At 61.3% G+C, this 12,759-nt stretch carries 13 protein-coding genes; 7 read left to right on the top strand and 6 right to left on the bottom strand.

Translation table 11 applies throughout. The features are described 5' to 3' along the window. Position 1 precedes the first annotated feature (1 nt). The 4 genes from IB266_RS20080 to IB266_RS20095 all read right to left on the bottom strand — a co-directional run bounded on the left by IB266_RS20080 (position 2) and on the right by IB266_RS20095 (position 4,567). On the bottom strand, positions 2-1,129 hold the full coding sequence (locus tag IB266_RS20080) for an NAD(P)/FAD-dependent oxidoreductase (RefSeq protein ID WP_192262195.1): 1,128 nt from the start codon (positions 1,127-1,129) through the stop codon (positions 2-4). A gap of 148 nt (positions 1,130-1,277) precedes the next feature. Then, complete coding sequence (locus tag IB266_RS20085; protein ID WP_192262196.1) at positions 1,278-2,225, bottom strand: ornithine cyclodeaminase family protein; 948 nt, start codon at positions 2,223-2,225, stop codon at positions 1,278-1,280. Between the two features lie 123 nt (positions 2,226-2,348). After that, entirely contained in the window at positions 2,349-3,812 is a 1,464-nt protein-coding gene (gene rhlB / locus IB266_RS20090; protein ID WP_192262197.1) for an ATP-dependent RNA helicase RhlB, read from the bottom strand. A 98-nt stretch (positions 3,813-3,910) separates the two neighbouring features. Then, a complete protein-coding gene (locus tag IB266_RS20095; protein WP_092166252.1) occupies positions 3,911-4,567 on the bottom strand; it encodes an alpha/beta hydrolase in 657 nt (218 codons plus the stop codon). Between the two features lie 473 nt (positions 4,568-5,040). Between IB266_RS20095 and IB266_RS20100 the strand changes: the two genes are divergently transcribed. The 4 genes from IB266_RS20100 to IB266_RS20115 all read left to right on the top strand — a co-directional run bounded on the left by IB266_RS20100 (position 5,041) and on the right by IB266_RS20115 (position 9,203). Then, positions 5,041-6,072 carry an amino acid ABC transporter substrate-binding protein gene (locus tag IB266_RS20100; protein WP_072408945.1) on the top strand — a complete coding sequence of 344 codons (1,032 nt, stop codon included), beginning with the start codon at positions 5,041-5,043 and terminating at the stop codon, positions 6,070-6,072. 65 nt (positions 6,073-6,137) lie between these two features. Then, entirely contained in the window at positions 6,138-7,319 is a 1,182-nt protein-coding gene (locus IB266_RS20105; RefSeq protein WP_192262198.1) for an amino acid ABC transporter permease, read from the top strand. A 10-nt stretch (positions 7,320-7,329) separates the two neighbouring features. Then, a complete protein-coding gene (locus IB266_RS20110; protein ID WP_192262199.1) occupies positions 7,330-8,427 on the top strand; it encodes an amino acid ABC transporter permease in 1,098 nt (365 codons plus the stop codon). 11 nt (positions 8,428-8,438) lie between these two features. Further along, a complete protein-coding gene (locus tag IB266_RS20115; RefSeq protein ID WP_003178331.1) occupies positions 8,439-9,203 on the top strand; it encodes an amino acid ABC transporter ATP-binding protein in 765 nt (254 codons plus the stop codon). A 62-nt stretch (positions 9,204-9,265) separates the two neighbouring features. Here IB266_RS20115 and IB266_RS20120 read toward each other — a convergent pair whose 3' ends face one another. Then, positions 9,266-9,748: a type II toxin-antitoxin system MqsA family antitoxin gene (locus IB266_RS20120; RefSeq protein ID WP_060740795.1), complete on the bottom strand. Its 483-nt coding sequence runs from the start codon at positions 9,746-9,748 to the stop codon at positions 9,266-9,268. Beyond that, positions 9,745-10,056: a type II toxin-antitoxin system MqsR family toxin gene (locus IB266_RS20125; RefSeq protein WP_192262200.1), complete on the bottom strand. Its 312-nt coding sequence runs from the start codon at positions 10,054-10,056 to the stop codon at positions 9,745-9,747. The genes IB266_RS20120 and IB266_RS20125 overlap by 4 nt, the downstream gene beginning before the upstream one ends. Before the next feature lie 164 nt (positions 10,057-10,220). On the opposite strand from IB266_RS20125, the gene IB266_RS20130 reads away from it, so the two are divergent. The 3 genes from IB266_RS20130 (at position 10,221) to IB266_RS20140 (ending at position 12,756) form a co-directional block, all read left to right on the top strand. Continuing rightward, positions 10,221-10,880, top strand: coding sequence for a FadR/GntR family transcriptional regulator (locus IB266_RS20130; protein WP_192262201.1), 660 nt, complete (start codon positions 10,221-10,223; stop codon positions 10,878-10,880). Continuing rightward, on the top strand, positions 10,870-12,198 hold the full coding sequence (locus tag IB266_RS20135) for a CynX/NimT family MFS transporter (RefSeq protein WP_192262202.1): 1,329 nt from the start codon (positions 10,870-10,872) through the stop codon (positions 12,196-12,198). The genes IB266_RS20130 and IB266_RS20135 overlap by 11 nt, the downstream gene beginning before the upstream one ends. A gap of 87 nt (positions 12,199-12,285) precedes the next feature. Beyond that, positions 12,286-12,756, top strand: coding sequence for a nuclear transport factor 2 family protein (locus IB266_RS20140; RefSeq protein WP_060740798.1), 471 nt, complete (start codon positions 12,286-12,288; stop codon positions 12,754-12,756). Positions 12,757-12,759: the final 3 nt, after the last annotated feature.

Below are 12,759 nucleotides of genomic sequence, written 5' to 3' on the forward strand. Positions count from 1 at the left end.
CTCACCCCAAACGCTTGGGGGAGAGCATGGCGCTGCTCAGGCCGAAACGGGCCAGGGCTTCGGGCAGCGGTTCGCCACGCACCAGCGCGGCGCTGGCCTGGCCCATGGCCGGTGACGTCTGGATGCCGTAGCCGCCCTGGGCCGCGACCCAGAACAGTCCGGGCACCTGTGGATCGAAACCGGACAGCAGATCACCGTCATGGACGAAACTGCGCAATCCGGCCCAGGTGCGGGTCGGGCGGCGGATGGTCAGGGTGGTGGCTTCTTCGATCTGGTAGATGCCCATGGCGATGTCCAGCTCTTCCGGCTGAACGTCGTGAGGCTCCACCGGGTCGGCGTTGGCTGGCGAGCCGAGGAACATGCCGGCGTCGGGCTTCATGTAGAAGGATTCGTCCAGGCTCACCAGCATCGGCCAGTCATGGATATCCACGCCTTCGGGGCCGGCGAAGATGAATGCCGCACGCCGCTTGGGTTGCAGCCCCAGCTTCCGGGCGCCAGCCAGGTCGGCCACCTGATCGGCCCAGGCACCGGCGGCGTTGATCACGATGGGAGCGGTGAAGCGTTGGCTGGCGGTCTTCACCCGCCAAAGTCCCTGGTCGTCGCGGCTCAGGCCCAGCACTTCGCTGTCGGTGTGCACTTCACCGCCGCTGCGACGGATGCCGCGCAAGTAGCCCTGGTGCAGGGCGTCGGTGTCGATGTCGCAGGCCGTCGGGTCATAGATCGCTCCGTGGACCTTGTCCCGCCGCAGGATCGGCAGCCGCACGCAGGCTTCTTCGGCGCTGAGCAGTTGCATCTGCGGCACCGTAGCCTTGGCGCTCAGGTACTGGTTGTTCAGCTCGGCCGGATCGCCGGTGAAATCCACGGTCATTTCGCCCCGTGGACTCAGCAACGGGTGCTCGCAGAAACCGGCCGGCGGGGCGTCGAAAAAATCCCGGCTGGCCTGGGTCAGCGCCCGCACCTGCGGGGTGCCGTAGGCGGCGGTGTACAGCGCCGCCGAACGTCCGGTGGAGTGATAGGCCGGATGGGATTCGCGTTCGAGCACAATCACCCGGCCGTGGGGTGCCAGCCAGTAACCGGTGGAAGCACCGGCAATGCCGCCGCCGATGATGATGAAATCTGCTGAGGTCATGAAATGCTCCTGTGGAACACAGTGCCGGGACTCTGGAAAAAACGGTGGGAGCGAGCTTGCTCGCGATGGCGGCCTGACAGTCGACATGGGTGGTGACTGACCCACCGCTATCGCGAGCAAGCTCGCTCCCACAAGGAATTGTGGTGTGTCAGTTGCGAAGTCGGTAAAGCGCATTCGCCAGCGCAACATCCTCCAGCCCCAGGCCGATGGAGCGGAAGAACACGTGGCGTTGGTAGTCGGGACGCGCCACGTGTTCGCTGAGCAATTCAGGCAAGTCGCCGACGATGCGCGACGCCTCCCAGCCGTGCTGTTCGCCGGCGATCAGCATTTCACCGGCCGAGCCCGGGGTGGTCTGACGATAGTCGCAGAACACGTCCATGTCGTTGAGGCGCTGGGGCGGTATTTCGTGGGCGCGTGGGGCGTTGGTGCTGATGGAGGTGATCAGCGCCGGTTTGTCCAAGGTCTGCGGGTCGAGCACGGCTTTGGCGGACGAAGTGCAGAGCATCACCACATCGGCGTCGTGCAGCGCGGCTTCGAGGGTGTCGACGATTTGCAGGCGCGGGTCCAGGCCGGTGAACGAGGCACGTTCCTGTGCCGACTTGGTCTTCAGGCCTGGCGAGTAGAGGCGAATGCCTTGCCAGTCCCGCAGGTCCTTGACGTAGTGCACGTGCGCCTGGGCCACCGCGCCGCTGCCGATGACCGCCAGGCGCCTGGCGTTGTGCGGGGCAAGGGCATCGACGGCGACGGCGGTGGTGGCGGCGGTACGGGCGGTGGTCAGTTCGGCGGCGTCGCACAGCAGCAGCGGCTGGCCGGTCTGCATCGACATCAGCAAGGTCCAGGCGGTGACCAATGGGCCTTGCTCGCGCACGATATAGGGCGAAGTCTTGATCCCGTAGACCTGGTCTTCAGCCAGCACGCCCAGGTAGTTGATGAAATCCCCGGCGCCGTGGGGAAACACCACCAGTTGCTGAGGCGGCTGCACCGCTTGCCCGGCCGCCAGATCACGAAACAGCTGGCGCAGGATGTGCGGCACGTCGATTTGCCCGAGCAGTTCACGGACTTGGGCTTGGGTCATCACAGAGGGCGTGCTGGGCATGGAGGCTCCGGGTACCGTGTAAACTAATTTGTCCATTATGGACTTTTAGTTTAATCGAGCAATATCCCGGGGCAAAAAAAAGCGCAGCTCGTTCTGGCTGCGCTTTTTGCTCTGTGGAGACGGTTAAGGGCGCTTGCGCTCGACCGGTCGCAACAGGTGGGTCGGTGGCATTTCACAGCTGATCTTGCGCCCCAGCAACGCCTCGATCGACGGCAACTGGTAGGAGTCGTCTTCACCGGCGAAGCTGATCGAAACCCCGGCGGCCCCGGCGCGCCCGGTACGGCCGATACGGTGCACGTAGTCGTCCGGGACTTCCGGCAGGGTGAAGTTGATCACGTGGCTGATGCCGTCGATGTGGATGCCGCGGCCGGCCACGTCGGTGGCAACCAGCACGCGGATCTTGCCTTCGCGGAAACCTTCGAGGGTCTTGATGCGCTTGTGCTGGGGCACGTCGCCCGAGAGCTGGGCCGCGTTGACGCCATCGCGCACCAGGCGTTCTTCGATGCGCCGCACTTCGTCCTTGCGGTTGGCGAACACCATCACGCGCTCCCAACCGTTGTCGTTGACCAGGTTGTAGAGCAGCTTGTACTTGTCGGCACCGGCGACTGCGTAGATATGTTGCTCGACGTTTTCGCTGGCGACGTTCTCGGCTTCGATCTCGACGATGGCCGGGTCGGTGGTCCACTGCTTCGCCAGGTTCATCACGTCCTCGGTGAAGGTGGCGGAGAACAGCAGGGTCTGGCGTTCGCTCTTGGGTGGAGTCTGGCGAATGATCTGGCGCACTTGCGGGATGAAGCCCATGTCGAGCATGCGGTCGGCTTCGTCCAGCACCATCACTTCGACCATGTCCAGGTGCACGTCGCCGCGCTGGTTGAAGTCCAGCAGACGGCCCGGCGTGGCGACCAGGATGTCGCAATGGCGGGCTTCGAGGTGCTTGAGCTGCTTGTCGAAATCCATGCCGCCCACGAACGTCATGACGTTCAGGCCGGTGTACTTGGTCAGGTCGGCGGCGTCCTTGGCGATCTGCACCACCAACTCACGGGTCGGCGCGATGATCAGTGCCCGTGGTTCGCCCATGTAGCGTTCTTTGGGCGGCGGGGTCTGGAGCAGTTGGGTGATGATGGAAATCAGGAACGCGGCGGTCTTGCCGGTGCCGGTCTGGGCGCGACCGATGGCGTCCTTGCCGGCGAGGGTGTAACCCAGCACTTGCGCCTGGATCGGCGTGCAGTATGGGAAACCCAGGTCCTGGATGGCGTGCATCAGTTCCGGGGCGAGCTTGAAGTCGTGGAAGCGCGTCTTGCCTTCCTGGGGTTCTACGGCGAAGTCCTCGAGTTTCCAGGCGACGACCGGCGGTTTGGGTGCGCGTTCGCGACGCGGCCGGGGGGCTTCGTTGCGGGGTGTCTCGGGCTCGGGGGACTTGACTGGCTGGGCGGCGGGTTCTTTTTTCGCCTGTGCAACGGGGGCCGTCCGGCGCGGTTGTTGCGCATCGGTACGGCTCGGGCCGTGGGTCGGCGCAGTGGAGCCAGGCGCGAGTTGCTCGGCCTCGCTTTTACCGAACATCTTCTTGAGTGCTTTGAGCACGGTCATCTCATCGATTGGTTAAGGAATGTACGCCGGCCAGTGTAATGCAAGAAACGGGCGCGGCGTAGTGGGATCGTCAAAGGACCGGCGTGGCGATTGGCCTCTTAGCGCAACCGTTCGGCCAGCCAGGTGCCGATGTCATGAATCTCCTCGGGTAACACTTCGTGGCCCATTGGGTATTCCTGCCATGTCACGGTGACACCATGCTGCTTCAAATACTCTTTTGCGGTCCGGCCCATGGGGTTGAGTACCACTTCGTCGTATTGGCCGTGCAGGGCCAGGACCGGAATGCGTTGCTGGCTGGCCGACAATTGCAGTTCATCGCTGAACGTCGGTGCATAAGTAGACAGCGCGATCACGCCGCCCAGTGGCCCCTGCCATTTCACGAAGGCGGTGTGATAGACCACCGCGCCCCCTTGGGAAAAACCGGCGAGGAAAATCCGCGAGGCGTCTATTCCGCTGGCTCGCTGGGTTTCGACCAGGTCGATGACCCGTTGCGCCGAGGCTTCGAGTTGTTGTTCGTCAATGGCCCGCGCCGGGCTCAAGGCGCGGATGTCGTACCAACTGGGCATCTCATAGCCGCCGTTGATCGTTACTGGCTGGGTTGGCGCCTGGGGTAGAACGAAACGTGTGGTGAGCAGTTTTTGCTGCAGCATTTCGGCCACTGGCAGGAAATCATAACGATCGGCGCCCAGGCCGTGGAGCCAGATAACGCACGCGTCAACAGTGCCGCTGGGCTCGAGAATCAAGGGGTCGGTCATGGTTGTGCTCCAAATCTGTGCGGGTGCGCCCAATCAGTGCGTGATTACAGTGCGCTCCCGGTGCCTCAGTTAATTAGATGTCGCAAAGTTGAAAGTTTTTGTCTTGACGTGTTTTACATGGCCCAAGCGCAGCGGTCTGGTACGGGCTTTGCTATGGGGTTGCTGAGTGATGATTCTTACGCTGCGCGGTAACACTATCAGTTAGACGCGCCGCATGGGATATCAGAAATCCGGTGATGAATGTTCGCCAGCAGCCGCTACGGGCTTCGCGAACGTGAAGGGCTACAGCCCGTTCGGCCGATTGGTGAGAGATGGGTATGACCACTGTTTACGGACATCCTCATTAATTAGACTCATAGCGAAGGTCCAGACGTCGGTTGACCCTAAAAAAAGCCAACAAGGGTCGGCAATGCCTCAAAAGGGTGCGACAGGGCTCGAGCTCCGACACAACAAGAGCAAAACTGGAGGTTTGAATGAAGTTACTGAAATCCACCCTGGCAATCGTCACTGCAGCAGCAGTACTGGGTGTCAGCGGGTTCGCTCAGGCGGGTGCAACCCTGGATGCCGTGAAGAAGAAAGGTTTTGTGCAATGCGGTGTGAGTGATGGTCTGCCAGGTTTCTCTGTGCCTGATTCGACCGGCAAGATCGTCGGTATCGACGCTGACTTCTGCCGCGCCGTTGCCGCTGCGGTATTCGGTGATGCGACCAAGGTCAAGTTCAGCCAGTTGAACGCCAAGGAGCGCTTCACTGCGCTGCAATCCGGCGAAATCGACATCCTGTCGCGCAACACCACCATGACCAGCTCCCGTGACGCCGGCATGGGCCTGAAATTCCCAGGCTTCATCACTTATTACGATGGCATCGGCTTCTTGGTTAACAACAAGCTGGGCGTCAAGAGTGCCAAGGAACTGGACGGTGCAACCATCTGCATCCAGGCCGGTACCACCACCGAGCTGAACGTTTCCGACTACTTCCGCGGCAACGGCCTGAAGTACACCCCGATCACCTTCGACACCTCCGATGAAAGCGCCAAGTCGCTGGAATCCGGTCGTTGCGACGTGCTGACCTCCGACAAGTCCCAACTGTTCGCCCAGCGCAGCAAGCTGGCTTCGCCGAAGGACTACGTGGTTCTGCCGGAAACCATTTCCAAGGAACCCCTGGGCCCGGTCGTGCGTAACGGTGACGACGAGTGGCTGGCCGTTGTGCGCTGGACTGGCTATGCCATGCTCAATACTGAAGAAGCCGGCATCTCTTCGAAAAACGTCGAAGCTGAAGCCAAGGCCACCAAGAACCCTGACGTCGCGCGTATGCTCGGTGCTGACGGGGAATATGGCAAGGACCTGAAACTGCCGAAAGACTGGGTCGTACAGATCGTCAAGCAAGTCGGCAACTACGGTGAAGTGTTCGAGCGTAACCTCGGCAAGGGCACGCCGCTGGAAATCGATCGCGGCCTGAACGCTCTGTGGAACGCTGGCGGCATTCAATACGCACCACCAGTGCGCTGATGGTTCTATCACCCGGTGGGCCAACCACCGGGTGATGTTCTGTTCCATTCCTTGCGGGGCACTTCATGCAAAATTCAATCGGCGCACCTAAGCAGAGGCTCAGCCTCAGCGATCCACGAGTGCGTGCGTGGGTATTTCAGATCGTCACCATCGTGGCGGTTATTTCGCTGGGCTGGTTTCTGTTCGATAACACACAGACCAACCTCGAGCACCGGGGCATCACTTCCGGTTTCAGCTTCCTGGAGCGCAGTGCCGGTTTTGGCATCGCTCAAACCCTGATCGACTACACCGAGGCGGACAGTTATGCCCGCGTCTTTGTCATCGGGTTGCTCAACACTTTGCTGGTGACGTTCATCGGCGTGATCCTGGCAACAATCCTTGGTTTCATTGTCGGCGTGGCCCGACTGTCGAAAAACTGGATCATTGCCAAAGTGGCGACCGTGTATGTGGAGGTTTTCCGCAATATCCCACCGCTGCTACAGATCCTGTTCTGGTATTTCGCGGTGTTCCTGACCATGCCGGGGCCGCGCAACAGCCATAACTTCGGCGATACCTTCTTTGTCAGTAGCCGCGGCCTGAACATGCCGGCAGCGCTGGTGGCGGAAGGATTCTGGCCGTTCGTGGCCAGTGTCGTGCTGGCGATTGTCGCCATCGTGCTGATGACCCGCTGGGCCAACAAACGTTTCGAAGCGACCGGCGAGCCGTTCCATAAATTCTGGGTCGGCCTGGCGCTGTTCCTGGTGATCCCGGCCTTGAGCGCGCTGCTCTTTGGTGCACCGGTGCACTGGGAAATGCCGCAGCTCAAGGGTTTCAACTTCGTCGGTGGTTGGGTACTGATTCCCGAGCTGCTGGCCTTGACCCTGGCCTTGACCGTGTACACCGCGGCGTTCATCGCCGAGATCGTGCGCTCGGGCATCAAGTCGGTGAGCCATGGCCAGACCGAGGCGGCTCACTCGCTGGGCCTGCGCAACGGTCCGACCTTACGCAAGGTGATCATCCCGCAAGCCCTGCGCGTGATCATCCCGCCGTTGACCAGCCAATACCTGAACCTGGCGAAAAACTCTTCGCTGGCGGCCGGTATCGGTTACCCGGAAATGGTTTCGTTGTTTGCCGGTACGGTGCTGAACCAGACTGGGCAGGCCATTGAAGTCATTGCCATCACCATGAGCGTGTACCTGGCGATCAGTATCAGCATTTCCCTGCTGATGAACTGGTACAACAAGCGCATTGCGCTGATCGAGCGGTGAGGAAACGCGCATGACATCCCATACTTTCAAACCTGACATGCCCCCTCCGAGCAACAGTATCGGCGTGGTGGCGTGGATGCGCGCGAACATGTTCTCCAGCTGGCTCAACACCTTGCTGACGTTGTTTGCGTTCTACTTGATCTACCTGGTGGTTCCGCCGATTCTGGATTGGGCGATCCTCGATGCCAACTGGGTCGGCACCACCCAGGCCGACTGCACCAAGGAAGGCGCCTGCTGGGTGTTCATCCAGCAGCGTTTCGGCCAGTTCATGTACGGCTATTACCCGACGGACCTGCGCTGGCGCGTAGATCTGACCGTGTGGCTGGCGGTACTCGGTGTAGCGCCGCTGTTCATCTCGCGCTTCCCGCGCAAGGCGATCTACGGCCTGAGCTTCCTGGTGCTGTACCCGATCATTGCCTGGTGCCTGCTGCACGGTGGCGTTTTCGGTCTGGATGCCGTGGCGACCAGCCAGTGGGGCGGCCTGATGCTGACGTTGGTGATCGCCACCGTCGGTATCGCCGGCGCACTGCCGCTGGGTATCGTCCTGGCCCTGGGCCGGCGCTCGAACATGCCTGCGATCCGTGTGGTCTGCGTGACCTTCATCGAGTTCTGGCGCGGTGTGCCGTTGATCACGGTGCTGTTCATGTCGTCGGTGATGCTGCCGCTGTTCCTGCCCGAAGGCATGAACTTCGACAAGCTGCTGCGGGCACTGATCGGGGTGATCCTGTTCCAGTCGGCCTATGTGGCCGAAGTGGTGCGCGGCGGCCTGCAAGCCATTCCCAAGGGCCAGTACGAAGCGGCCGCGGCGATGGGCCTGGGGTACTGGCGCAGCATGGGCCTGGTGATTCTGCCGCAAGCCCTGAAGCTGGTGATCCCGGGGATCGTCAACACCTTCATTGCGTTGTTCAAGGACACGAGCCTGGTGATCATCATCGGCCTGTTCGACCTGCTCAACAGCGTGAAACAAGCTGCCGCCGACCCGAAATGGCTGGGCATGGCCACTGAAGGCTATGTGTTCGCCGCCCTGGTGTTCTGGATTTTCTGTTTTGGTATGTCCCGCTATTCCATGCATTTGGAACGCAAGCTGGACACTGGCCACAAGCGTTAGGAGCGTAGTTTATGAGTGAAGCGATCAAACAGCCTGTGAGCCCTGAAGGCATTATTCAGATGCAGGGCGTCAACAAGTGGTACGGCCAGTTCCATGTGTTGAAAGACATCAACCTGAACGTCAAGCAGGGCGAGCGCATTGTGCTGTGCGGCCCGTCGGGCTCCGGCAAGTCCACCACCATCCGCTGCCTCAACCGCCTGGAAGAGCACCAGCAGGGTCGCATTGTGGTCGACGGCGTGGAACTGACCAACGACCTCAAGCAGATCGAAGCGATCCGCCGTGAAGTCGGCATGGTGTTCCAGCACTTCAACCTGTTCCCGCACCTGACCATCCTGCAGAACTGCACCCTGGCGCCGATGTGGGTACGCAAGATGCCCAAGCGCAAGGCCGAGGAAATCGCCATGCATTACCTGGAGCGCGTACGCATTCCAGAGCAGGCGCACAAGTACCCGGGCCAGCTCTCCGGTGGTCAGCAACAGCGCGTGGCCATCGCCCGTGCCCTGTGCATGAAACCGAAAATCATGCTGTTCGACGAACCGACCTCGGCCCTCGACCCGGAAATGGTGAAAGAGGTGCTGGACACCATGATTGGCCTGGCCGAAGACGGCATGACCATGCTCTGCGTAACCCACGAAATGGGCTTCGCCCGCACCGTGGCCAACCGCGTGATCTTCATGGACAAGGGTGAAATCGTCGAACAGGCTGCGCCGAACGATTTCTTCGACAACCCGCAGAACGACCGCACCAAGCTGTTCCTGAGCCAGATTCTGCATTGATCCGGTCTTAGGCAGTGAAATAAACCCGGACGTGTTCCGGGTTTATTTTTGTGCATCGGTGCTCAGGAAACCGTGAGGGTCTCGTGTTCCTTGTGCACCGTCGTTTTGAATTGCCGCAAGTCTGCGTCTTCAGCGAAGGCATGGACATCGGCAAGCAAATGCGGATAGCGATCAAGCAGGCGCATCAGCAAGATCAACGCCTTGGGTGGCACTACCTCGCCGCGCTCGTAGCGGGAAAACGCATTGTGTCCACCGCCCGATAGCAGCAGTACCGCTTCCTTTTGCGATAGATGCAGTTTGCGCCGGACACGTTTGATCTCTTCGCCGATCATTCGCCTGGCCGCGTTGACCAGCTCATCACCTGCGTGGTCGTAGCGATCCGAGCAGCTTGAATCGAGCTCGACTTCGCCGCACATCTGACATTCCCAGCCAGACAAGTCATCGACCCGGCGTTCCAGTCCCTTGACGCTCATGGTTTCGCCGCGACCTTCGAAATGCAACATGCCTTCCGGGGCACCACAGCTGAAGCATTGCTGGTGTTTCATGAGTTTTTCTCCTTGAAGGAAATGACCGGTGGGCCTCCGCTGGGGCGGTACGTCACCTTCAGGTAAATCTGCAGACCGTGTGAATTGGCGTGGTAGACGTCATGCCAGACTCGATGATCGTCATAGGTGGTCATCGATTTGTAGAACTGTTTTCGCTCAAGCCCATGGATGACCTGCTGCATGTCCGAGACGTTTAAACCGAGCATCCGAGCAGTGTTCTTCGCAGTGCTGGTGAAAGCTTTCCCTTTAAGCCACCTGACATCTGCCTGTATCGCCGCCAAGGCGTAGTGGGGTGTGTTCTTTTCCATAGAACGGCGTGCCTTGTCCTTAAAATTACCCTCAAAGGGTAATTTTGACTAATCGAAAATCTCGTTTCTTTACCTCCCGTTGACCCTAGGCGGTTGCCGTCCTACGCGAAGCTGACTAACATGTCAGAAAATTCATCCTATGATTGGATGAAAGGGTGAGCTCCATGTCAGACATTTCTCCATTAATTAAGCGGTCCTTGGTCGATCAAGCCCTGGACCAACTGCGCCAGCGCATCAGTGATGGCGTGTGGGTCGTGGGCCAGCGTTTGCCCACCGAGCCCGAGTTGGTGGCCGAGCTGGGTATCAGTCGCAATACCGTGCGCGAAGCCATGCGCGTGCTGGCGTTTTCCGGGCTGATCGAGATCCGCCAGGGCGACGGCAGTTATGTACGGGCGACGGTGGACCCGCTCGATACCCTCAAGGTGCTGTCGCGCTGTTCGCTGGACCAGGCCCGGGAAACCCGGCATATCCTCGAAGTCGAGGCCATTGGCCTGGCCGCGCTGCGGCGCACCGAAGAAGACTTGCTGGCCTTGCGCAAGGCGCTCCAGGCCAGTGGCGAGCATTACCACGGCGACCTGGAGCACTACATCGCCTGCGACCTGGTGTTCCACCGCCTGCTGGTGGATGCCGCGCACAATCCAACGCTCAGCGAGCTTTATCGTTACTTTTCCAGCGTGATCGGCGCGCAGTTGCGCCAGAGCCTCAATATCGTCCCTCGCCATCAGCATGTGTTCGACCTGCACGTCGACATTCTCGAAGCGGTCGAACGCCAAGACCCGGAGCAGGCCAAGGCCCTGTGCCGGCAGTTGATCAATGAACCTTGAGCCCGAGCTTTCCATGTCCCGCGATCTGCTTGACCCTGCCACCTCGACGGCGTCCAAACGTGCCGCCGAACTCGAAGAACTGTTGATCGATGCCGAGGCCGACGATGAACAGGCCCAGCAACGCCATCCTCTGGTGCGCCGGCCCTGGCTGTTGCTGCTCGGGCTGATCCTGGTGGCGCTGAACCTGCGTCCGGCGTTGTCGAGCATGGCGCCGCTGCTCAGCGAAGTGTCAAGAAGCCTTGGCCTGTCGGCTGCCCAGGCCGGTTTGCTGACCACGTTGCCAGTGCTTTGCCTGGGCCTGTTCGCGCCGCTGGCGCCGGTGCTGGCGCGGCGCTTCGGGGCCGAGCGCGTGGTGCTGGGGATCTTGCTGACACTGGCGGGCGGGATTGTTCTGCGCAGTGCGTTCGGTCAGGTTGGGCTGTTCGCCGGCAGTATCCTGGCCGGTGCGAGCATCGGCGTGATCGGCGTGCTGCTGCCGGGCATCGTCAAGCGCGACTTCGCCAAACAGGCCGGTGCCATGACCGGTGTCTACACCATGGCGCTGTGCCTGGGCGCGGCGATGGCGGCCGGGGCGACAGTGCCGTTGAGCGAGCACCTGGGCCACAGCTGGGCCTTGGGCCTGGGATTCTGGGTGGTCCCGGCGCTGTTGGCCGCGGTGTTCTGGTTGCCGCAAGTGGGCGAGAAACACGGCGCCCATCAGGTGGCGTACCGGGTCCGCGGCTTGCTGCGTGATCCCCTGGCCTGGCAAGTGACCTTGTACATGGGGCTGCAATCGTCCCTGGCCTATATCGTCTTTGGCTGGCTGCCCTCGATCCTGATTGGACGTGGCCTGACCCCGACCCAGGCCGGGCTCGTGCTGTCCGGCTCGGTCATCGTGCAATTGATCAGCTCCCTCGCGGCGCCCTGGCTGGCAACGCGCGGCAAGGACCAGCGCCTGGCCATCGTGATCGTCATGCTCATGACCCTGGGCGGGCTGTTCGGTTGCCTCTACGCCCCCCTCGATGGCTTGTGGGGCTGGGCGATATTGCTGGGCTTGGGGCAGGGCGCGACGTTCAGCCTGGCGCTCACGCTGATCGTGTTGCGTTCGCGGGATGCCCATGTGGCCGCCAACCTGTCCAGCATGGCCCAGGGCTTCGGCTATACGCTGGCGTCGCTGGGGCCCTTCGCGGTGGGGGTGGTCCATGACTTGACCGGGGGCTGGAATGCCCTCGGCTGGATCTTCGGCCTGGTTGGCCTGGGGGCGATCATCGCGGGCATCGGCGCAGGCCGGGCGTTGTACGTCGGGGTCGAGAGCGAAAGAGTCACCGACCTTCGCTGATATCATTTTCATGGCGAATGACGATAGTCTTCCCCGCGGCGGCAGATTATCGTGCAGGCCTACTGAAACGTTTTTCGGAGCCGGTCCATGAGTGATGCCCACAACGCCTTGATCACCCGTTTTTATCAGGCCTTCCAGCGCCTGGACGCCGACGCCATGAGCGCTTGCTACACCGACGACGTGCTGTTCAGCGATCCGGCGTTTGGCGAGCTGCGCGGGCGCGATGCCGGCGACATGTGGCGCATGTTGACGACCCGGGCCAAGGACTTTTCCCTGACCTTCGATAACGTGCGCAGCGACGAGCGTACCGGCGGTGCTCACTGGGTGGCGACGTACCTGTTCAGCCAGACCGGCAACATCGTGATCAACGACATCCAGGCGCGCTTCGTGTTTCGCGATGGCAAGATCTGCGAGCACCATGACAGCTTCGATCTGTGGCGCTGGTCCCGCCAGGCGTTGGGCACCAAGGGCCTGCTGCTGGGGTGGACGCCGTTGGTGCGCAACGCCGTCAGGGCCCAGGCGCTGAAGGGGTTGCGGGCGTTCCAGGGCAGTCGCTGATAA

The organism is Pseudomonas sp. Pdm06 (assembly GCF_014851795.1).
Classification (GTDB): Bacteria; Pseudomonadota; Gammaproteobacteria; order Pseudomonadales; family Pseudomonadaceae; genus Aquipseudomonas; species Aquipseudomonas fluorescens_AA.

Coding starts and splice junctions, on each gene's coding strand:
- IB266_RS20080 (WP_192262195.1), bottom strand. CDS start 1,129: ATGACCTCAGCAGATTTCATCATCATCGGCGGCGGCATTGCCGGTGCT.
- IB266_RS20085 (WP_192262196.1), bottom strand. CDS start 2,225: ATGCCCAGCACGCCCTCTGTGATGACCCAAGCCCAAGTCCGTGAACTG.
- rhlB (WP_192262197.1), bottom strand. CDS start 3,812: ATGACCGTGCTCAAAGCACTCAAGAAGATGTTCGGTAAAAGCGAGGCC.
- IB266_RS20095 (WP_092166252.1), bottom strand. CDS start 4,567: ATGACCGACCCCTTGATTCTCGAGCCCAGCGGCACTGTTGACGCGTGC.
- IB266_RS20100 (WP_072408945.1), top strand. CDS start 5,041: ATGAAGTTACTGAAATCCACCCTGGCAATCGTCACTGCAGCAGCAGTA.
- IB266_RS20105 (WP_192262198.1), top strand. CDS start 6,138: ATGCAAAATTCAATCGGCGCACCTAAGCAGAGGCTCAGCCTCAGCGAT.
- IB266_RS20110 (WP_192262199.1), top strand. CDS start 7,330: ATGACATCCCATACTTTCAAACCTGACATGCCCCCTCCGAGCAACAGT.
- IB266_RS20115 (WP_003178331.1), top strand. CDS start 8,439: ATGAGTGAAGCGATCAAACAGCCTGTGAGCCCTGAAGGCATTATTCAG.
- IB266_RS20120 (WP_060740795.1), bottom strand. CDS start 9,748: ATGAAACACCAGCAATGCTTCAGCTGTGGTGCCCCGGAAGGCATGTTG.
- IB266_RS20125 (WP_192262200.1), bottom strand. CDS start 10,056: ATGGAAAAGAACACACCCCACTACGCCTTGGCGGCGATACAGGCAGAT.
- IB266_RS20130 (WP_192262201.1), top strand. CDS start 10,221: ATGTCAGACATTTCTCCATTAATTAAGCGGTCCTTGGTCGATCAAGCC.
- IB266_RS20135 (WP_192262202.1), top strand. CDS start 10,870: ATGAACCTTGAGCCCGAGCTTTCCATGTCCCGCGATCTGCTTGACCCT.
- IB266_RS20140 (WP_060740798.1), top strand. CDS start 12,286: ATGAGTGATGCCCACAACGCCTTGATCACCCGTTTTTATCAGGCCTTC.